At 49.8% G+C, this 20,192-nt stretch carries 21 protein-coding genes and 3 pseudogenes; 13 read left to right on the top strand and 11 right to left on the bottom strand.

What is annotated here, in order from left to right; genetic code table 11:
• Nucleotides 1–590: 590 nt before the first annotated feature.
• Nucleotides 591–2,306, top strand: coding sequence for a protein adenylyltransferase SelO (locus tag ACZ5EJ_RS10475; RefSeq protein WP_074456469.1), 1,716 nt, complete (start codon nt 591–593; stop codon nt 2,304–2,306).
• On the opposite strand, the gene ACZ5EJ_RS10470 is transcribed toward ACZ5EJ_RS10475, so the two are convergent.
• Nucleotides 2,240–2,509 carry an IclR family transcriptional regulator domain-containing protein gene (locus ACZ5EJ_RS10470; protein ID WP_074456468.1) on the bottom strand — a complete coding sequence of 90 codons (270 nt, stop codon included), beginning with the start codon at nt 2,507–2,509 and terminating at the stop codon, nt 2,240–2,242. The genes ACZ5EJ_RS10475 and ACZ5EJ_RS10470 overlap by 67 nt on opposite strands.
• A gap of 138 nt (nt 2,510–2,647) precedes the next feature.
• Between ACZ5EJ_RS10470 and ACZ5EJ_RS10465 the strand changes: the two genes are divergently transcribed.
• The 5 genes and pseudogenes from ACZ5EJ_RS10465 to ACZ5EJ_RS10445 all read left to right on the top strand — a co-directional run.
• The gene (locus tag ACZ5EJ_RS10465) at nt 2,648–3,325 is read left to right on the top strand and encodes a pseudouridine synthase (RefSeq protein WP_439822772.1); all 678 of its coding nucleotides are present in this window, start codon (nt 2,648–2,650) and stop codon (nt 3,323–3,325) included.
• 397 nt (nt 3,326–3,722) lie between these two features.
• Complete coding sequence (locus ACZ5EJ_RS10460) at nt 3,723–3,938, top strand: ATP-binding cassette domain-containing protein (RefSeq protein WP_256212136.1); 216 nt, start codon at nt 3,723–3,725, stop codon at nt 3,936–3,938.
• A 193-nt stretch (nt 3,939–4,131) separates the two neighbouring features.
• Complete coding sequence (locus ACZ5EJ_RS10455) at nt 4,132–5,262, top strand: HD-GYP domain-containing protein (protein WP_176752618.1); 1,131 nt, start codon at nt 4,132–4,134, stop codon at nt 5,260–5,262.
• A gap of 54 nt (nt 5,263–5,316) precedes the next feature.
• Nucleotides 5,317–5,646 carry a transposase gene (locus ACZ5EJ_RS10450; protein WP_166485021.1) on the top strand — a complete coding sequence of 110 codons (330 nt, stop codon included), beginning with the start codon at nt 5,317–5,319 and terminating at the stop codon, nt 5,644–5,646.
• A 33-nt stretch (nt 5,647–5,679) separates the two neighbouring features.
• A pseudogene (locus tag ACZ5EJ_RS10445) lies at nt 5,680–5,895 on the top strand (transposase); the annotation flags it as partial.
• Nucleotides 5,896–5,947: 52 nt separating this feature from the next.
• Here ACZ5EJ_RS10445 and ACZ5EJ_RS10440 read toward each other — a convergent pair.
• The 4 genes from ACZ5EJ_RS10440 to ACZ5EJ_RS10425 form a co-directional block, all read right to left on the bottom strand.
• Entirely contained in the window at nt 5,948–6,715 is a 768-nt protein-coding gene (locus tag ACZ5EJ_RS10440; RefSeq protein WP_143000399.1) for an alpha/beta hydrolase, read from the bottom strand.
• Nucleotides 6,716–7,331: 616 nt separating this feature from the next.
• Nucleotides 7,332–9,317: a protein-L-isoaspartate(D-aspartate) O-methyltransferase gene (locus ACZ5EJ_RS10435; protein WP_464557042.1), complete on the bottom strand. Its 1,986-nt coding sequence runs from the start codon at nt 9,315–9,317 to the stop codon at nt 7,332–7,334.
• Between the two features lie 115 nt (nt 9,318–9,432).
• Nucleotides 9,433–9,678 (bottom strand): EAL domain-containing protein, encoded by a 246-nt coding sequence (locus ACZ5EJ_RS10430; RefSeq protein ID WP_305367048.1) that lies wholly within the window; start codon nt 9,676–9,678, stop codon nt 9,433–9,435.
• A 130-nt stretch (nt 9,679–9,808) separates the two neighbouring features.
• Nucleotides 9,809–9,985 carry an addiction module protein gene (locus tag ACZ5EJ_RS10425; protein ID WP_083331386.1) on the bottom strand — a complete coding sequence of 59 codons (177 nt, stop codon included), beginning with the start codon at nt 9,983–9,985 and terminating at the stop codon, nt 9,809–9,811.
• 95 nt (nt 9,986–10,080) lie between these two features.
• Here ACZ5EJ_RS10425 and ACZ5EJ_RS10420 point away from each other — a divergent pair, with 95 nt between their 5' ends.
• Together ACZ5EJ_RS10420 and ACZ5EJ_RS10415 are read left to right on the top strand one after the other, a co-directional pair.
• Entirely contained in the window at nt 10,081–10,272 is a 192-nt protein-coding gene (locus ACZ5EJ_RS10420; RefSeq protein ID WP_464557041.1) for a hypothetical protein, read from the top strand.
• Between the two features lie 55 nt (nt 10,273–10,327).
• The gene (locus tag ACZ5EJ_RS10415; protein WP_074456462.1) at nt 10,328–10,843 is read left to right on the top strand and encodes a transposase; all 516 of its coding nucleotides are present in this window, start codon (nt 10,328–10,330) and stop codon (nt 10,841–10,843) included.
• A 61-nt stretch (nt 10,844–10,904) separates the two neighbouring features.
• Here ACZ5EJ_RS10415 and ACZ5EJ_RS10410 read toward each other — a convergent pair whose 3' ends face one another.
• Nucleotides 10,905–11,867 carry an IS481 family transposase gene (locus tag ACZ5EJ_RS10410; RefSeq protein ID WP_464557040.1) on the bottom strand — a complete coding sequence of 321 codons (963 nt, stop codon included), beginning with the start codon at nt 11,865–11,867 and terminating at the stop codon, nt 10,905–10,907.
• 68 nt (nt 11,868–11,935) lie between these two features.
• Nucleotides 11,936–12,728 (bottom strand): IS5 family transposase gene (locus ACZ5EJ_RS10405; protein WP_166484975.1). Its coding sequence is split into 2 segments (ribosomal slippage): nt 11,936–12,470 and nt 12,469–12,728, totalling 795 coding nucleotides; the frame shifts between segments, so codons are not numbered across the junction.
• A gap of 105 nt (nt 12,729–12,833) precedes the next feature.
• Here ACZ5EJ_RS10405 and ACZ5EJ_RS10400 point away from each other — a divergent pair.
• The 4 genes and pseudogenes from ACZ5EJ_RS10400 to ACZ5EJ_RS10385 all read left to right on the top strand — a co-directional run.
• On the top strand, nt 12,834–13,793 hold the full coding sequence (locus ACZ5EJ_RS10400; RefSeq protein WP_074456224.1) for a hypothetical protein: 960 nt from the start codon (nt 12,834–12,836) through the stop codon (nt 13,791–13,793).
• 61 nt (nt 13,794–13,854) lie between these two features.
• Nucleotides 13,855–14,148, top strand: a complete 294-nt coding sequence (locus ACZ5EJ_RS10395; protein WP_011635209.1) for an IS3 family transposase — start codon at nt 13,855–13,857, stop codon at nt 14,146–14,148.
• A 19-nt stretch (nt 14,149–14,167) separates the two neighbouring features.
• A pseudogene (locus ACZ5EJ_RS10390) lies at nt 14,168–14,425 on the top strand (IS3 family transposase); the annotation flags it as partial.
• Between the two features lie 18 nt (nt 14,426–14,443).
• Nucleotides 14,444–14,668, top strand: a pseudogene (locus tag ACZ5EJ_RS10385) (DDE-type integrase/transposase/recombinase); the annotation flags it as partial.
• On the opposite strand, the gene speA reads toward ACZ5EJ_RS10385, so the two are convergent.
• The 3 genes from speA to ACZ5EJ_RS10370 form a co-directional block, all read right to left on the bottom strand.
• Complete coding sequence (gene speA, locus ACZ5EJ_RS10380; RefSeq protein WP_074456223.1) at nt 14,663–16,621, bottom strand: biosynthetic arginine decarboxylase; 1,959 nt, start codon at nt 16,619–16,621, stop codon at nt 14,663–14,665. The pseudogene ACZ5EJ_RS10385 and the gene speA overlap by 6 nt on opposite strands.
• A gap of 11 nt (nt 16,622–16,632) precedes the next feature.
• On the bottom strand, nt 16,633–17,577 hold the full coding sequence (speB, locus tag ACZ5EJ_RS10375) for an agmatinase (RefSeq protein ID WP_011635206.1): 945 nt from the start codon (nt 17,575–17,577) through the stop codon (nt 16,633–16,635).
• Nucleotides 17,578–18,041: 464 nt separating this feature from the next.
• A complete protein-coding gene (locus ACZ5EJ_RS10370) occupies nt 18,042–18,287 on the bottom strand; it encodes a hypothetical protein (protein WP_464557038.1) in 246 nt (81 codons plus the stop codon).
• A gap of 25 nt (nt 18,288–18,312) precedes the next feature.
• Between ACZ5EJ_RS10370 and ACZ5EJ_RS10365 the strand changes: the two genes are divergently transcribed.
• Nucleotides 18,313–19,275, top strand: coding sequence for an IS481 family transposase (locus ACZ5EJ_RS10365; RefSeq protein ID WP_464557036.1), 963 nt, complete (start codon nt 18,313–18,315; stop codon nt 19,273–19,275).
• Between the two features lie 53 nt (nt 19,276–19,328).
• Here ACZ5EJ_RS10365 and ACZ5EJ_RS10360 read toward each other — a convergent pair whose 3' ends face one another.
• Nucleotides 19,329–20,168, bottom strand: coding sequence for a cation diffusion facilitator family transporter (locus tag ACZ5EJ_RS10360; RefSeq protein WP_011635204.1), 840 nt, complete (start codon nt 20,166–20,168; stop codon nt 19,329–19,331).
• Between the last annotated feature and the right edge of the window lie 24 nt (nt 20,169–20,192).

The following is a 20,192-nucleotide window of genomic DNA, read 5'->3' as shown; positions in this document are numbered from 1 at the left end:
CCAATATTTGCTTGTGTTAGTTAATGGGTTGTATGACTGCTAAGCAAGGTTTCGCATTCCCTTTAGTAGCGCTGTAACATTAGTCAAATGCAAAGAGGCTGGTTGCCTTGCGGCATATTAATTTTAAAGGCATAGGGTTTACATAGAGTTTACTTGGTGAGCTCCATGCTTTTTTATTGAGCGTTGAGCTTGTTTTTAAGGTGTTGTTTTTGTGACTTTTTTACAGATTTTGTTATTTATCCCAGCTTGTTTTGCGTTAAATTTGTCGTCCGCCTCAAATAACTTGATGGCTTGGCCAATGGCAAATATTATGGCGTGTGTACGGCTTGCTATGCAGGGGCTAGCCGTTTGCTTGCCTTTGCTGGAATGATCACTTTAGCTGCTTTAGGCTTAGTCTCAATTTTATATACTTCAGAGCATTTGTTTTCCTCCATAAAGTTAGCAGTATCCCTATCAATTGATTTTTACGGCAAAGTAACCGGGAAAGCAGTTGCCGGCGCCTCTGGCTCTGAGAAAATACCCACTTGCGCGATGCCATCACTTCCTAGAGTTCCCCGGTACATCCCCTGGCCCACGCATGAGGAACCCTTATGATAAAGCGACTGACCCAAGGAACACCCCCTATCATTGCGACTCTTGACGATCTCGCAAAATTGGCAAATTATTCGTTCATGGATTCTCTCAACTGCGACCCTGACGCGGAAGTAAACGGACGCAACCACACGCCGCGGCAAGTCTTTACGGGTCACTATGTTCCCGTCAACCCCACGCCAATTGAAGACCCCGAGTACGTGGCGCACAGTAAAAACTTTTTTCGCGAACTGGGCTTTGCCGACAGCATGGCGACGTCGGCCGACTTCGTCCGCGTGTTCTCCGGCGACCTTGCCCATGTTCCGGAGCCGATGCGCAAGGTCGGTTGGGCGTGTGGCTATGCACTTTCCATCTTCGGCACCGAATACTACCAGCAATGCCCGTTCCAAACCGGCAATGGATATGGCGACGGGCGCGCAATTTCAGTGCTTGAAGCCGTCATCAATGGTCAACGCTGGGAAATGCAGCTAAAAGGCGGTGGCCGGACACCCTACTGCCGGGGCGCCGACGGACGGGCCGTTCTGCGGTCGAGTGTCCGGGAGTTTCTGGCACAGGAGCATATGCATGCGCTTGGGGTGCCAACGTCTCGATCTTTGAGTTTGTACGTTTCAAAAACGGAGAAGGTCCGCCGGCCATGGTACTCAGAGGGTTCACACTCGCAGGATCCGGACATGCTTGTATCGGAAGCGGTTGCCATCTCGACACGCGTCGCATCTTCGTTCATTCGGGTTGGTCAACTCGAGCTCTTCGGTCGCCGTGCCCGTAAGATGGAACACCCACGAGCGATGGAAGAGCTCGAAAAGATTGTGTTGTATTTGATCGATCGTGAGTACGATGACGTCATCGACCAGAAGCTGGCGACCACCGAAAAAGTGGTGTTGCTTGTCCGTGAATTTCTCAAGCGACTCACGTCGCTTGTGGCGAACTGGATCCGCGTCGGCTACTGCCAAGGTAACTTCAACAGTGACAACTGTGCAGCTGGCGGCTTCACACTCGACTACGGCCCATTCGGATTCTGCGATGTGTTCAATCCACATTACCAGCCTTGGACGGGTGGCGGGCGTCATTACTCGTTCCTGAACCAACCCGTGGCAGCAGAACGCAACTTCCACATGTTTTGTTCGGCATTGCGGCCGTTGCTGATGGTGCATCAAGACTGTCTGGCGCAGCTCGACGAGATTCAAAGTGATTTTCCAAAGGTGATGCAAGCGCAAATGGAGAAGATGTGGGCTGCCAAGCTTGGGCTTGGCACTTTTCATGCGACGTTGTTCAGCGAGCTGGTAACGTTGATGGTGCAAACATCGGTTGATTACACCATGTTCTTCCGTGAGCTCTCGATGGTGCCCGACGATATTGGCTTACTCAAAAAAAGCTTCTACAAGAACTCGACGTATCATGCAGACTCGGAAGGGATGGACAAACGATGGTCAGCGTGGCTCACAAAATGGAAGTCGCTCACTCAATCTTGCTCTCGTGAGGAACTTTCTCGCCAGATGAAACGCGTCAACCCAAAATACAGTTTGCGGGAATGGTTCGTGGTGCCTGCGTATCAGCAAGCGGCTACAGGAGACTACTCTTTAATTCAAGAGCTGCAGGAGGTCATGACACAACCATACGCCGAGCAATCGAAGGAGGTGGATGAGAAATACTATAGGCTGAAGCCACTGGAGTTGTTTGGCGTCGGCGGGTCGTCGCATTTAAGCTGTTCATCGTGACTTTTCAAAAATCGATTGGAGCTATGGGCGTGGCCACACCAATGTTGGAAGCGCTGCTGGGACGAGAGGACAGCACTGCAAGGCATAAGCCCGGGCAAGAACTCCTCGTCATCAAAGGTGTAGCTTTGCTGCTTTACCGTCTCAATTTCCGGTTCCAGTGTCTGATGATCGGTGAGGGTGTGTTTTATGAATTGCTGCAGCATTCAGCGCAGGATCGGTTTGGGTATACCCGTTCGAATCAACTTGATCCCGTGCCCACTCCTCGGTTCTCTTCATCACTGGGCTGACCGTTACCCTTGGGTATCTTTTCTTCGTACTATCCTTCTTGATTTCTTCATTACCTGCCCGGGAGCTACCTCATAGCTGAGCTTATCCTTTTCAATAAGCCGTTTCATGTACTCAGTCAGTTTACAGACAAACGCACGGCGGCCAGGCCAGAATGCCGATCTACCCTTGCAGACTGGATCGAAATTCCTGGCGTCTACCCGGCCGGGCGACTGGATTACGATTCCGAGGGCCTCCTGCTACTGACCGATGATGGTTTCTTGCAGCATCGCATTGCGTCGCCAGCCCAGAAAATGCCGAAAACTTACTGGGTGCAGGTAGAGGGCAATATTTCTGCAAGCGCTATAGCAGCGCTTTCAGCCGGTGTAATGCTTAAAGATGGGTGCACCCGGCCAGCTAAAGCGTGCGCAATGGAAGAGCCGGCTCTGTGGCCTAGGGTTCCGCCGGTACGATGGCGCGATTCAATCCCTACCAGCTGGCTGGAACTGATCATAACGGAAGGCCGTAACAGACAGGTGCGACGAATGACGGCCGCCGTCGGCTTTCCAACATTGCGACTGATCCGCTATCGTATTGGCAACTGGTCGCTGGAAGGGCTGGAACCGGGGGGTTGCCGTAGAATCCGCATCAATCTGCCCGCAGCCTTGCCCTCAGGAAATCGACCTGCATTTGCCCGACCTGCAAAGCTACCAGAGAGGATCCGGAGATCACGACACGGTAGCCGTGGTCGTTGAAGACGCATGCGGCCGGTTCGGCGCGCTTATAGAAGAAGAGGGGATGACCTACCTGGTCAAGATGGAAAAAGGATGCAGCGTTGGCACCTCTGCAATCGGCGGCTTGCACCTACCGGATTGCGCTTGGTCGCCGCACAGGTCAAAAAGTACTGACGTTGAAAACCGCACCCACACAAAATCTGGAACAGTCAGACCAGGAGTACTGCGCCAACTCCCATGTCTTTAGCCTGCATGCCTGAGTCGTTGATGGTCAAATCTGGTATGACAGCGCAAGAAAGATAAATTTTCCGCTGCAAAAAAGAGGTGTCGGTTTTGTATTTCAAGACTATGCACTTTTCCCTAATATGAGTATTAGAAAGAACCTTGAGTTTGCCAAAAAAAGAAAAACAGCAATCTCATAGATGAGATTCTTGAGCTCATGGAGCTGAAGAATCTAGCAGATACACCTCCGCAAAATATAAACGAAGGTCAAAAACAGAGAGTTGCAGTTGCAGGAGCTTTAATGAGCAACCCAAAAATACTTCTGCTCAATGAGCCGCTCTCTGCCCTTGACTCTGCTATGAGATTGAAGCTTCAAGATGAATTAAAATGGTTCACAAAAAATTTGGCATAACCTCTATTTTAAAACTATGATAATAGATAAACTAAAATCTATTATAGATATTAATAGCAATAATATTGTTAACTCTTTTTTTAAAAGAGCTCTCTTCTCCTTCATATTCATTAGCATAATAAGCACTATATTTATAATAAATTTTCAACAGTACAATTTTTATAACTCTTTAGCAGAGGAGATTAAAACAAATGTGGATACTAAATTATATAAATACAGTGAAAATCTAAAGTTCTCAGATATAAATGTACTTAAAGATGGTGTAAAAATTTTAACGGAGCAACTTGGATTTGTAATAATTGAAATATATGATGATAAAAAAAAGAAGTTATTTAAATTCACTTCTTCTGAAGAAAAATTTGCACGGAACCTAGAACTCATTCAATCTGACTACAATCTTATTGGTGATGATTCCAAAACATCTAAAAAAGTGAATTATAATTTTTTTACTATTTTAGATAAGTATCATTTTATGCAGATTTTTTACCCTGTATACAAATCAAACAGACTATTCGGTTATATTAAAGGTATCTATTATATAGAACCAATTGTGGTTAAAAGATTTAAGCAAGGTATATTTACAACAATAGTAACAGTATTATTGACAATATCTATTTTTTCTCTTCTAATATTTCCACTCATATATTTCGCATATAAAAAGTTAAACGCGCACAGATTAGAGCTTTTATCTAGTAATATTATGGCAATAAAAACTCTTGGTACTGCAATTGCCCTTAGAGATAGTGATACGGATGAGCATAACTACAGAGTAACTCTCTATGCAATTAAATTTTCCCAGAGCATAAACCTAGACCATGAAAGCATTAAAGTATTGATAAAAGGGGCTTTCTTGCATGATGTTGGAAAGATAGGAATATCTGATAATATCCTTCTTAAAAATGGAAGTTTAAGCGAAGAAGAGTTTGAGGTGATGAGAAGCCATGTGGTTAAAGGAGTTGAACTTGTTAACCATAATAGTTGGCTGGAAGATGCAAAAAATGTAATTTTGTATCATCATGAAAGGTATGACGGAAGCGGTTATCCAAACAATATAGAAGGTAAGGAGATACCAGTAACTGCGAGAATATTTGCTATTGTTGATGTATTTGATGCGCTAACTTCTAAAAGACCTTATAAAGAGCCATTTAGTTATGAAAAAAGTGTTGCGATTTTAAAAGATGGTTACAATAGCCAATTTGACGGGAAGTTATTAAATAATTTCATCGAAATTTCCAATGAACTATATACAGACACCAGACTAGAACAAAAAGAGGAGCTAAAAAAAGAGCTCGAGAGTCTAATTAAAAAATACTTTTTGGAATAACATCCGAAGCACAGACCAGTGCGATTACACGTGTTCAATGTTTCGGTTTGTTGTTTGGCTGCTAATCTCAATATTCATCTACATTGTCTCGTGCTTGATGGCGTTTACCGTGTCCAGAATGGTACGGCAGAATTCCACGGCGCACGGTCACCGATGGCTGAGCAGTTACAAAGCCTGCTCAGCCAGATTATCCAACGCATCATGAAAGCATTGATCCGCCACGGCGCGCTTATAGAGGAGGAGATAACCTACCTGGCCGAGATGGAAACGGATGCAGCGTTGGCACCACTGCAATCGGCGGCTTGCACCTGGATTGCGCTTGGTCGCCGCGCAGATCAAAAAGTACTGACGTTGAAAACCGCGCCCACACAAAATCTGGAATAGTCAGACCAGGAGTGCTGCGCCAACTCCCACGGCTTTAGCCTGCATGCCTGGGTGCGTTGCGCCATGAATCAGCGTAAGGAACTGGAACACCTGTGTTGTTACATCACGCGACCGGAAATTGCCAATGAGCGTCTGGTGCTAAATGATGCTGGGCAGGTTGTTGGCACTAAAAACGCCTTATCGGGATGGCACCACGCATATCGTCATGTCGCCGCTGGAATTCATGCAGCGAGAGACTGGCTGCGTTAGTTCCCAGGTCATTGCGCACAAGTGCACCGAGGCGGATCGCCGGAATACGCAGTTACTTCAACGAGCCCTTTTCTGTTGAAGTGAGAAACGTCGCAACTTCACCCCACCAGGGAGCGGCGGGATCGTAGGGCAGAGTGTTGTGCCCGGCATGCGCCTCTATATGCAGCCATTTGGGGCCACTATAGCTGTCGTAGAGCTGCTGGCCCAATTCGCTGGTAACCACCTCATCACGTCCAGCCAGCAAAAAGGCCACCGGCCCCTGGTAATGGGACAGCGCTTCTCGAGAATCATAGTGCTCGCTTAACAAGGCGCGAACAGGAAGGAAGGGGTAGTGGTATGCCGCGATATCAGCCAGGCTGGGAAAAGGAGTGATGAGCAGCAGACCCGCTACTTTATTCGGGAAGGTGGACGCCAGAAAACTGGCGACGCCACTGCCCAGAGATTCACCAATAATGAAAACTGGTCGTGAATCAATCGCCAGTAATGCCTCCAGAGCCTGCGTTGCAGTGGTCTTGAAGTTGACCTCAGATGGCGTGCCCCCGCGAGCCCCGTATCCGGGGTATTCGAACAGGAAAACATCCCACTGGTTTCCCAGCGCCCGCAGGCCCGTCACAAAATAACCCCGGTTCAGCGCATAGCCGGCGTTGCCATGGAACACCAGCATTCGATAGCAGGGGTCACCAGGGGATTTCCAGCCTATAGCCTCTCCTGCGTTGTCGCGCCAGACCTGCAGGCCCATGCGCGAGGCAAGTTCTGACAGCACGTCCGCTTGCGCCTTGCTGGGAAAATAGATCAATTGGCGCTGCAGAACGGTGAGCATAATAAACACCCCCAAGGCAAAAATGCTAACCGTGAGCTTCCACCGCAGGCCTTTACGATAATTCCACTTTAGCAAGATCCGTATAAATCCTCATTTACTCGGGGCGGGGATACAAGCGGAAATTGCGCAGCGGTTTTATTTCGGCGCAGCCTGCTCTGCACGTGTTTTCGTAGGGTTTCGATAGTTACGCGTTCGTTTGAGCACAGCTCATTTATGGAAAGATGGGGGCGCCGTAAAAACATCTGGCATTGTTGTCCACTGTCGCCCCATGAATTCTCATCCGGAAGCTCCACTACACCCTTATCCGCATTGAACCACTTAACCGTACCTTTAATCATTTTGTTTACGCAACCTATTGGTGAAGTTTAATAATTTTACCTTCGAATTCACCGGTTCGAACATAAATCAGCTAAACTGCGGAAGAACTCCAAGGATAGCAGTGCAATTACACGTTATTCAACGTTTCGGTTCGGCTGCTAATCTCAATATTCATCTGGGGCTGAACACCTAATTACATTAGCAACGTCTCAATGCGAATTATTGTGGTCGAGTACCAAGAATACTCCCCCACTCCGCAGGCTTCCAAACGGGTTGCCTCCGGTATCGCTGGCAGATTCTAAACACCGAAAGGGAATGTATCCAGTGTCCCTTCTGTGGTTTTCCTGGTTACGGGTTCAACCGCTCGGGTTTCGTCAAACCAGATATATTCGTCAAACTGATGTGGTAGTGAAGCGTAGAAATAGTGGCTTTGCAACTCCGCTTCAGGCCGGTAGATAACACCGATAGCACGCTGCAATCGCTCCTGAAGCAGTTTTTGACGTGTGATTTCCTGTAGCGGGTAACGTAATGGCAACAGAAAGTTGTCGGTGTTGACGCCGTGGAAGATACGTTCATAGCTGTCGATGTGCGCTGGTTGCACCTGTTTGATTTCCATAGGGCCACCCCATTCGGAGGCGGCCGCCACTGTGCCGTGATCGGTACCAAAACCTATAATATACGCAGCATCGCCATACTTCTTCCGCACTAATTCACCAACGTTGAACTCTCCGCGCGCACTCATTTCCGTTGCCCGTGCATCGCCAATATGCGAGTTGTGTGCCCAGATTACCGCTTTTGACTGCGAGCCTCGGAACTTCATCACAGATTGCAGCGTCTCGAACATATGCTGGTCGCGCTGATTCCACGAGTTGTTTTCGGCGTAGTACAGGGTGCGGTAATAGCGCTCGGCATTGGCTATCAGGCGAGCATTCTGTTTGGCGTCGAAGAATTGTTTGCAGTTCGCTATTGAATAATCCAGGCGTTTCTTCATCAAGTCCTGCAGGGTCGCTAACACTCCGGCTTCACATGTCTGGTACTCTTTGGTCCTGGCCATCCGGCCGTATAAAGCAGGGTCATTGGCCCACGGTGTGAGGCAGCCATAGCGCACTCTCGCCACTTCCGCTGTTTCGGGATCCACTGTATCCAGGTAGGATAAAACCGCTTCTATAGAAGTGCTCAGGCTGTACAGATCCAAACCGTAGAATCCTACCTTGTTTTCAGTTGAGCGGACTTTTTCGTTGTGGGCTCTGAGCCAGTCAATGAATTCAAGCACCGACGTATTCGCCCACATCCAGGTCGGAAATCGGGAAAACGGTGTGCTCTCTAGCATTGGGTCCGGGGCGGTGCCGTGAATATAATGATCAAGGTGCGCCGCATCGGGCCAGTCGGCTTCCACAGCAACGACAGTAAAGCCTTTCTTTTCGATTAACTCCCGGGTGATCCGCGACCGCATTTCATAAAACTCGGCCGTGCCGTGTGAAGCCTCACCCAGTAGTACGAGGCGGCTGTCACCGATGCGCGCCAGTAGCTTGTCCAGATTGACTTGATCAATTGAAGCAAAGTGCTCACTGGATTTAAAAATCAGCTCAGGTAGGGATGCTTCACTATTTTCCGCCGCAACTGCGGTAGCGGTCTCATCCTCCCAGCCCGCAGCACCGATCAGCGGTACAAAACGGACGCTTCCCATATCCTCTTCGATGTACTCCTGCTCTGTGATACGCCGCACGCGCAGTAGTTTCTGCGTTTGCAAGCTGGTGCCAACCGGGATCACAAGTCGCCCGCCAATAGCCAATTGCTGTTTGAGTGTCTCGGGCACTTCGGGACCGCCCGCAGCGACGATGATGGCGTCAAAAGGGGCGTGGTCGGGCCAGCCCAGCGTGCCGTCGCCATACAGAACCTGAATATTCTTATAGCCGAGATCGGCAAGCTTGTTACGAGCTGAATCGGCCAGAATTTTGTGCCGTTCCACCGTGTAAACCTCGGCAGCTATTTCTGCCAGAACGGCAGCCGCATACCCTGAACCGGTGCCTACTTCCAACACACGGTCCCCCGCCTGCAGATTGAGTGCGGCAGTCATAAGGGCCACAATATACGGTTGCGAGATGGTCTGGCTGGCGCCGATGGGCAGGGGAGAGTCGTTATAGGCAAACTCCACCAGTTCTGCCGGAACAAAATCTTCGCGCGGTACCGCAGCCACTGCGTTCAAAACCGTTTCATCGTGCAGGCCGCGTGCAGATAACTGGGTATCGATCATCTGCCTTCTAAGGTATTCAAACTGGCTCATAACAATTTCCTGTGGTCACTTGCGCCAATGGGAGACGCCGAGTGAAATTGAGGCTGCTGATTATGAGAATAAGCACTCTAAGTCGGCTATAGAGGATACCCTTTACTGCACACAATCAGCGCGCATCACGGCGTTGATAAACCCAGGGTACCGGAACTGCCGTGATGACACGTTGACAGATATGCCAATATCTCGGCCGGCGATTGCTTCCCACCCGGTAGCTGCTAGGGCAGGCTTGCTCAAGCACCCATTCGCCAATAGCGATGATAAGCCCAGTTTCTTCGGCCAGCGGAATAAAGCGATCTGGCATAACCATGCCCATAACGGGGTTGTTCCAGCGCAGAAGCGCTTCCACAGCCACGCAATTCACTGGTGGCAATTATCCACAATGGGCTGGAAATAGAGCTCAAACAATCCTTTTACCTGCGTTCATACCAGACGACCGATTCACGTATATCGCGGGCAACTTCAGGATGAAAGTAAAACGTTTGTCACAACTCACGGTTCAGTTTCAGCTTTATTTCTTTCCAGCTAACCGGTTTCACCGCACCGGATTCAAATTGCGCGAACCGGCGTTCGGCGATTTGAAACCACGCCTCATCAACATGTTTCGCATTGAATTCCAGATTCCAGGTCTTGACTGATTGTAGCAGCTCAAGGCCTGGCAAGAGAAATCGATACGTTGAGAACGAATGTTTTCATTCTTAAAGATCATGTCGATGGCCACCCCCTCCGCCCAATTCCACAAAAAGAACCTGCGCCCATGAGAAACTGGTGGCCTTTTTCTGCAAACGGCGTGGATTTTACCCCTTGTGCAACGAACGGGCGGCGCATGGCGCAAACGGCTGCTCACCTGGTTGATCACATCATTTTCCGGGTGCCGGTGCACCATGAGTCAGCGCAAGAAACTGGCACACTTGTGTCATTACATCACGTGACCGGCAATTGCCAATGAGCGTCTGGCGCTAAATAATGCTGGGCAGCACTAAAAACGCCTTATTGGGATCGTGATGTCGCCACTGGAATTCATGCAACGACTGGCCGCGTTAGTTCCCAGGCCAAGGCTCAAGCTCATTCGTTTCCATGGCGCGCTCGCGCCCAACGCGAAGCTTCGTTCTGAGATTATTCTCGGCAGCAGGAAAAACAAAAGTAATCCTCCTGCAGGAATAATGCTGTGCCACCTTCCTCGGTTTCTGTGTGTATCAGTTGGGTACGTTTGCTCAAGCGGGTGTTCGATATTGACATTGAGTATTGTCCGCATTATAGGGGAACCCTGGAAATTATCGCCGCCATCCTGGAATCTGGCGCAATCACTAAAATTCATGACCATCCTGGCTTGTCCTCCCGAGCGCCGCCTGGAGCACCTGCGTAAATCTCTGATCCGTCCAAGCCAACCTGATCCTGTGCTCGTTCCTATTAGTTCTCTTCATCACTGGGCCGACCTTTACCCTCGAGTAACTTTCACGAAAATAGCGAAAAAAAGCCTCAAACCAACACTTTTTGCTGTGGGTCAAAAACAAATTTAAGGATTTCGGGCAACTTCCCGGTCAGGTTGACGACCAAACCGTTTTCCGGTACATGTGGTTCTTAGATGTTTAGTCCCACGGTGTGCTGGAATGGGTCAAAGATAAAACGATCTGGCTCATTTTTCCAGATTTTGCAGATGTATTCATAGGGTGTTAGGCCTTTGAGAGCTTTTAGTCTTTTGGCGAAGTTATAAGCCATCACAAAGCGATGGAGATGGGCCTTCAACTGATCGTGTGAGTCGTAATAATACCGTTTTACAGTCGCATCCTTGATGGTTCGATTCATGCGTTCAACCTGACCATTGGTCCAGGGATGGTTGGGTTTGGTGAGACGGTGCTCGATGCCGTTGATCTGACAACACCTATCGAACATATGCGTTACATACTGAGCCGTTGGCCCATTCCGATAACGCGCCGGGAACGTAAACTGGATACCGTTATCAGTCAGGATTGTATGGATCTTGTAGGGAACAGTCTCGATCACGGCCTTCAAGAAGGCGGTTGCCGTGTTGCGGTTGGCTTTGTTCTGGAGTTGAACAAAAACGAACTTTGATGTCCGGTCAATGGCTACAAAAAGATAGAGTTTACCTTCCTTCGTACGAACTTCGGCAATATCAATATGGAAGTAGCCAATTGGATAGGCATTAAACTTTTTCTTTGGCTTGTCACCATCAACCTCCGGCAACCGACTGATGCCATGCCGTTGAAAGCAGCGATGCAGGCTTGAGCGGGTTAAATGCGGAATGCTTGGTTGCAAGGCATATAGACAATCATCCAGCGGTAGAAGCGTATGTTTGCGAAACGCCACAACAGCGGCTTCTTCTTCCAGACTTAAAACAGTCGAGTGCGACTCTTTGGGGCCCATCGGTGCATCGTGGGTGAATTCCCGCTTCCGCCACTTCGCTACCGTTTTTGGATTAATCCCATGCCGCTTGGCCAGAACATTCAGACTCTCTTGACTATTTTGTATCGCTCGACGTACCGCCGCTGTCGTGCGGGCGCTTCCGTGTAATATCTGTCCCATAAATCATCCCTCCGTAGCTGGTTATATGTTACACCAGCACACCGTGGGACTAAACACTTAGAACCTGTTCAAAGTCTTTTGAGTAGAAGGGCCAGGAAGGCCAGGTGAATAAACTGCAAGCTGGTGTTGAGTAAGCGCTCACAGTTCTTCCACAGCCGTCGATTCTTCTCCAACCAGGCAAAGCTGCGTTCCACTACCCAACGCTTGGGGATAACGGCGAAGGTATGCAACTCACTGCGCCTGGCGATCTGAACCGCGACAGTCTCGCTCAGCACATCGCGTACACCTTGAGCAAACGGCTCTCCCACATAACCGCTGTCCGCCAACACCGCCACCACCCGGCCCAGGCCTGAACGACAACGCCGGAAAGCCTGCAACGCACCTTTGCGATCGGTCACTTCCGCTGTCGTCACCGCAATGGCATGCGGCAAACCCTGGGTATCGACCGCGATATGACGCTTGATGCCCGATACCTTCTTGCCTGCGTCATAGCCCTTCTGGCTCGCCGTGTCCGTGTTCTTCACGCTCTGCGCGTCCACGATCAAGAATGACGTGCAGGCGTTGCGCCCCTGTCTGGTACGAACCTCGCCAACCTGATTTTTTTAATGCCTGCTCCAGCAGGCTGCCTCCTTCGCGCGGCTCACTCCAGATGGCCCAGTATGAGTGGACAGTGCGCCACTTGGGAAAGTCATTAGGCAGGGCTCGCCACTGGCAGCCGCTCTTGAGCAAATACAGCACCGCACAAAAAACATCGTACAGATCTATTCGTCGAGGGCTGGTCTTCCTGCGCGCGCTCTCCAGCAAAGGCTTGATAAGCTCGAATTGTTCACGACTGATGTCGCTCGGGTAACTTCTTCTCATCTTCCGAGTTTCTCATACTCCCCTAGACTTTGAACAGGTTCTTATGAAAAAGGGTGTTTATTTTTCCTATACCTTGACATTACTTGAGATCTTGTAAATTACCGTATGAGGAACACTATTAACGAACTCTACGACGCAGAACTGGAACGGCTAATTGTCTTTGGCGCGGAATATGGCGGTGGCTTTTCCAACCATGGCCCGATGGCACTTGAGGCATTGGCGTCGCTTGAATTACCAGACGCGTTTGGTCCTTACGTGACCGAAGTGTCGAAGAAACTTGAACTCACCGAAGACGTCTATATTGGTCGGGCCGATTGGCAGTCGCAACTACAAGAAGAGCTTCCTCAGATAGTTTACAAAGCCGGGTCTCAAGCAGGCCACGGACTCCTCCGAGTTGCCCACGCCACCCGAGCGTTAGGTCGCCACGAATCTGAGATTCGCCGACGGGAACTGACTGCGGCCCTGGGCTACTGGTCACGAGGTACTGCGCTGAAATCTCCCGAGGCACTCGGCGGAACGCTTGAGCTGAGCGATCTGCTCGCCAGGCTTCCCCGTCTGGATGCGGCCCAAAGGCCAGATGGGCTACTCGTTTATGGCTTACGAATGGCGATGGACGAGCCCGGTGTGTTCGACCTCGTTGCATCAGCCCGCCCGGCCGAAGATCTGCCCGCTGCCTTCGACCGACTGGCACTGGCGGCATGTGCGGCGCAGGTGCGAAACACCGGCCTGAACAACTTTGCGTTACTACACGGCGTCACGGTTTCGATGATGGCAGCCGAGCTTCTGCCTTACCTCCATGAGGCCGCCCAACGCAGACTCGAATCGGCTGTTATCGGTTTCGTAGTGGCTGCAGTGGTCGCCTTCGATGATAACTCGGTCTCGCCCGACCTGCCCAAGATCGAAGCAGGATCAGAACTCGACATCCTTCACGGGCTAGCGCAGAAAGCGGCTGCCGGACTCAATGACCATGACATCAAATTCGCCGACGCCTGCACCCGGCTCTACAAGCGGACGGGCTCGAGCCTACCCATCCAGGCGCTCGCGCTCAATCTCGGTGCCTTGTAGCGGTCTAATTTAAACAGACACCTCGATAGGTGGATAAAATTCACTTTAAGAGGACATACTAATGAAAGCACGCAGGAAATTTGACACTCAATTTAAATTGGAAGTTGTTCACATGATCAAGGATCACGACCTTAGTGTGAGCGAGGTCTCCAAAACGATGGGGGTGGGGGAAACAGCGATTCGTCGTTGGGTCGCGCAGTATCAGGCAGATCTTAACGGTCAACGCGGCATCGGTAAGCCGTTGACGCTTGAGCAGCAACGGATTCGAACCCTGGAGGCAGAGATTCGACAATTGCGCTCTGATAACGACTTGTTAAAAAAAGCATCGACCTTCTTCGCCCGGGAACTGAAATGACCTATCAGTTGGTTCAGCAGTGGCAGGAGAAGGCCATACCCGTAACGCAGGCCTGTCGGGTCTTGGGCGTAGCCGTGCAGGGTATTATCAACGCCAGCACCGCACGGCACCGGCCAGGGATGTGCAGGCGAGTGCTCAGGTGAAGGCAGCATTTATGGCCAGTGGCAAGAGCGACAGTAGTCGCCGTGTACGCAAGGCGCTGGCGCAGCGTGGCGTTCCCGTGGGGCGATTTCGTGTGCGCCGGCTCATGCGCGAGAATGGATTGTGTCCCATATGGAAACGTAAATTTATTAACACAACCGATAGCAAACACGACTATCCCGTGGCACCGAATTTACTTGACCGGCAGTTTAACGTGGCACAACCGAATCAGGCCTGGGTGTCGGACATCACGTATATCCGCACTCGCCAGGGCTGGCTTTACCTGGCCGCCGTCATGGACCTGTACTCACGCAAAATCATCGGTTGGGCCATCATGGCGCCCACTATGCCTGCCGAGCTCGTCGTCGCTGCGCTACGATAACGGTTCATTGGAAGAAACATCACAGTAAGTGGTATCTCCCAAGCGCTGAGTATAATTATTAAGAATTCGTGTTCCTTCTGCAGGCTTGATACGTCCAGCATTTATCTGTCTGCGGATAAACTCCGACATACGGCGATCCAGGTCATTGGGAAAATACTGAACCTGGCTCAGCATTTCCTTCACACTAATTCCCTTCAGCAGTGCCTCGATCCAAAAACCGTTTGCTTCTTCTGCTTTTGCATAAACGTGAACTTCGCCTACACGTCCGAAAAGATTGTGAGCGTCTCCCAGTATCTCTTGATAAGCCCCGACGAGAAAAATACCCAGATAATAGGATTCATCTTGACGAAAATTATGCAAAGGCAACCAATCACTGGTGCCGGACGATGTTACATACTGACTTACCTTGCCATCCGAGTCGCAGGTTAAATCAACCAGTTGACCGCGTCGTTCAGGTTTATTCCACAACCGATGGAGAGGCATCACGGGGAATACCTGTCCGATGGCCCAGTGGTCGATAATCGAATGAAATACGGAAAAATCTCCCAGATACATGTCCGTAAGCTGCTTCTCCAACTCAATCTGCTCAGCTGTGACCGGAATCGACCCAATCGCCGTTAGCTTGCGCAGCACTTCGCGGCAAATACTCCAGTACAAACTATCCGATTGCGCCATGTGTTCAACAGACAGATAACCCAACCGCGCCATCTGTTCGGTCTCCTGACGGATTTCTTGTGCATCGTGATAGCATTCCAGCAGCGTACTCATTTTCTCCGCAGATTGCGCATCGCTATATACCGACGTCATTCGTAACACCACGGCAGGTAGTTCAGCCGGAGATTCGGCCATGTACGGACTGTCCGGCTTGTGTACACCCAAAACAGGAACCACCAGCACGGAGTGATGCGCAGTGAGTGCGCGACCACTTTCTGACAAAAGGTGCGGCATGGGTACTTGCCGCTGATCACAAATTTCCTTAACCGTATAAACTACTACATTGGCATACTCGCGCAGTCCGTAATTAATGGATGATTCCGGGTTGTCGTAATCACCACCGTAATTCACTCCGAGTCCGCCACCGACATCCAGATACTTGATCTGCATCCCCCGCAACATCAAATCAGCATAAACCTGCATGATTTCTCTGATGGCACTTCGTAGTACCTGAATATCAGCAATTTGACTTCCCAGATGAAAATGCAGCAGTTCCAGTTGCCCGGCCATCTCCCGATTTTCCAATGTCCGTATCAGTTGTACCAGCTCTGAAATAGTCAGTCCAAACTTGGAATTTGCACCGCCGGACTCAAACCAACGTCCCGATCCTTTGGTGTTCAGCTTTAATCGCACACCCAGCCGCGGTTTCATCTGGCGTGCTTCTGCCAAATTCATCAACTGCTCAAACTCCGAGTATTTTTCAATGATGGGCATCACTTGCTGTCCGATTTGCTGCGCATTCAGCATCAGGGTCAACATCGTGCGGTCTTTTACGCCATTGCAAAGCAGCAGTGTTTCATCGGCAACCAGCGGCAGCATGGCTAATAACTCGGCTTTGGAGCCACATTCCAGTCCAATGTTAAATTCTTGACCAGCTTCCAGTACCTCTGCCACCACTTCTTGCAGCTGATTCACTTTAATAGGATAAATACTGCGATATGTCCCTTCGTAACCACTTTCATGAATCGCCTTCCGAAACGTTTGATTCAGGCGTCGCACGCGCGAACTTATCACATCCTGAAAACGAATCAGCATTGGTAGAGAAGCACCTTCGGAGCGAGCTGATTGAATTACATCTATGATATCTATGTGCAGATCCTGACCTTCTATAGGACGAACAGAAACATGCCCCATCTTGTTCACCGAATAAAAGCCATCTCCCCATTTACTCATGGCATAAAGTGCCTGCGAATCCTCACAGGACCAATCGTGTTTTGCTACTGCTTCATTGGTCATCGATTACTCTTTCAATTTCTTTGTCTGTGACTTTCAGCGTAAAGACATAACAATTCAACTGCAATCTGTGCAGCCGCTAGCGCAGTAATTTCAGCATGATCATACGCGGGCGCCACTTCGACGACATCCATGCCTATCAGATTGATGCCTTTTAGTTCACGAATAATACTCAGTGCCTGGAAGGATGACAGTCCACCCGGTACAGGTGTGCCAGTGCCGGGTGCAAAAGCTGGGTCCAAGCAATCGATATCAAAGGTGATATACACCGGTTTTTCACCAACTCGCTCGTGTATCTGGCTGGCTATGTCGCGACCGGTCGTTTGATGCACATCTGCTGCGGAAACGATATGAAAACCCAGTGTGTCATCATTAGTGGTGCGAATGCCAATTTGTGTGGATGATGCTGGATTTACAATTCCCTCATGTGTTGCCTGATAAAACATAGTGCCGTGATTAATACCATTACCGGAGGAAGGCCAAGTATCAGTATGGGCATCAAAATGAATCAGGCTGATAGGACCATGCACAGCGGCGTGTGCCCGCAGGCTTGGGTAAGCGACAAAATGATCTCCACCGAGCACCAAGGCTGCTGCTCCTGCCCCGATAATATTGGCGATATGTGCTTCGATATGCGCTACGCTCAACAAATCGTCAGTAACGGGTTCGCAATCACCACAATCAATTACACGCAATGCAGTCATCGGGTCTATATTCCAAGGCCATGGACGCTCCCATGCCAGCGATAACGATGCATTTCGAATGGCGCGAGGCCCCAGTCGCGCGCCGGATCGATTGGTGGTGGCGATATCCAACGGCACTCCGGTTACGACCACATCAACTCCTGTGATATCTGCCTGGTAAGGCACGCGAAAAAAACTGGCTGCACCCCCGAAACTCAGAGTATGCGACATCCCCTGTCCGGGTTTGCCACGAAACCCGTTATCCCAAGTATTCATAAATCTCCTTGCTATAGCGTGTTCGCGGTAATTCCATCTTTGTTTTCGATTTCATGTTTTCATTTGATGAAACTTCGGACTCCCAGCTAACCAGTTTCACCGCACCGGATTCAAATTGCGCGAGCTGGTGCTCGGCGATTTGAATCCACACCTCATCAACATGTTCCGCAATGAATTCCGGATCTTGATTGATTGTAGCAGCTCAAGGCCCGGCAAGAGAAAGAAGTCGATACTTTGAGAACGAAAATATTCGTTCTCAAAGATCATGTCGACGGCCACACCCTGCACTCAATTCCACCAAGAGAACCTGCGCCAACCAGCTCAACACGCAGCGGTTGAAAATCAGCTCCACTATGAATGGCACCGACCGGAAGAAACCACTCTGTATTGGTTGGTGCAAGAGCACATCGAAACTTTCTTTATACAGGTTGAGACGGAAATCGGGTTCAGGGTGCCTGACTTTGTTAAAGACGAATTTGGGGCATTTCGTGGCATGCTGACCCATGGGTTCTTATATCTACGTTGTATAAGCTGCGCCCATGAGAAACGGGTGGCCGTTTTTCTGCAAACGGCGTGGATTTCGCCCCTCGTGCGACGGGCGGCGCATGGCGCAGACGGCTGCTCACCTGGTTGATCACATCATTTTCCGGGTGCCGGTGCACCATGAACAGCGGATAACTGTTTAGTCCCACGGTGTGCTGGTGTAACATATAACCAGCTACGGAGGGATGATTTATGGGACAGATATTACACGGAAGCGCCCGCACGACAGCGGCGGTACGTCGAGCGATACAAAATAGTCAAGAGAGTCTGAATGTTCTGGCCAAGCGGCATGGGATTAATCCAAAAACGGTAGCGAAGTGGCGGAAGCGGGAATTCACCCACGATGCACCGATGGGCCCCAAAGAGTCGCACTCGACTGTTTTAAGTCTGGAAGAAGAAGCCGCTGTTGTGGCGTTTCGCAAACATACGCTTCTACCGCTGGATGATTGTCTATATGCCTTGCAACCAAGCATTCCGCATTTAACCCGCTCAAGCCTGCATCGCTGCTTTCAACGGCATGGCATCAGTCGGTTGCCGGAGGTTGATGGTGACAAGCCAAAGAAAAAGTTTAATGCCTATCCAATTGGCTACTTCCATATTGATATTGCCGAAGTTCGTACGAAGGAAGGTAAACTCTATCTTTTTGTAGCCATTGACCGGACATCAAAGTTCGTTTTTGTTCAACTCCAGAACAAAGCCAACCGCAACACGGCAACCGCCTTCTTGAAGGCCGTGATCGAGACTGTTCCCTACAAGATCCATACAATCCTGACTGATAACGGTATCCAGTTTACGTTCCCGGCGCGTTATCGGAATGGGCCAACGGCTCAGTATGTAACGCATATGTTCGATAGGTGTTGTCAGATCAACGGCATCGAGCACCGTCTCACCAAACCCAACCATCCCTGGACCAATGGTCAGGTTGAACGCATGAATCGAACCATCAAGGATGCGACTGTAAAACGGTATTATTACGACTCACACGATCAGTTGAAGGCCCATCTCCATCGCTTTGTGATGGCTTATAACTTCGCCAAAAGACTAAAAGCTCTCAAAGGCCTAACACCCTATGAATACATCTGCAAAATCTGGAAAAATGAGCCAGATCGTTTTATCTTTGACCCATTCCAGCACACCGTGGGACTAAACAGATAACGAGCTTTATCTATACAATCTCCGGGACTGAACAACTATGTTTAACTAACTCCTTAACACTGCCTGTACACCCGTACGTCACCAATATAATCAAGCACCTCGGCCTGCTCTTGTAATCGTTGGCTTAATTGCCCAGCATTTGCATTGACAGCATTGGCTGTACAGACCAGATCCACATGCACTTTGCCGTTTAGATAGTGCAATGTCACCTCGTCTAACTTGAATGAATCAAAATCTGCAGCCCATGCCTTACGCAAGTCCCTCAGCACCTCACGTCGTAACGGCAAGTCCGCACACAATACTGCGACCGAATCATCTTCAGGATCAATATGAACCAGGACATTAGTAATATTTTCATGTGAGCCAATCAATTTCAAACGCACATACTCCGCAATCCTGTGGCCTTCAGAAACACTTAAACGCTCGCTCACAACAATATGTACGTCAATCAAATAAGCACCGCCCATACGTCGGCTGCGTAGCATATGTACACCTCGCACACAGTCAATCGTCTCGATGATACGTTTTAACGCCGCGGCAGCTTTTGGCTCCATGCCCGTATCAATTAACTCTCGAATAGACGCCCAGGTTTGATCCCAGCCAATTTTACCGATCATTAACGCCACGCCAAGGGCAGCAAAGGCATCCAGGTAAGGCAAGCCAAGTAAGCTGCCAGTCACACCGATCAACACGACAATCGAGGAGATTGCATCGGAGCGGTGATGCCAGGCATTGGCCGTTAGCAAACTTGAATTAAACTTGCGCGCAGCGCGTATGGTGTAGTGAAAGAGGCCCTCGTTGGCAACAATCGAAAGCGCGGCAATCAAAAGTACAATGGGGGTGGGCTGCAGTAAGGTTTCTGGATTGAGCAAACGCTGCGCTGAATCAAGCACGATACCAACCTACAGAAGCAATCT

The organism is Nitrosomonas sp. TNE100, from assembly GCF_055387135.1.
This window is presented reverse-complemented; position numbering and strand designations above follow the sequence as displayed.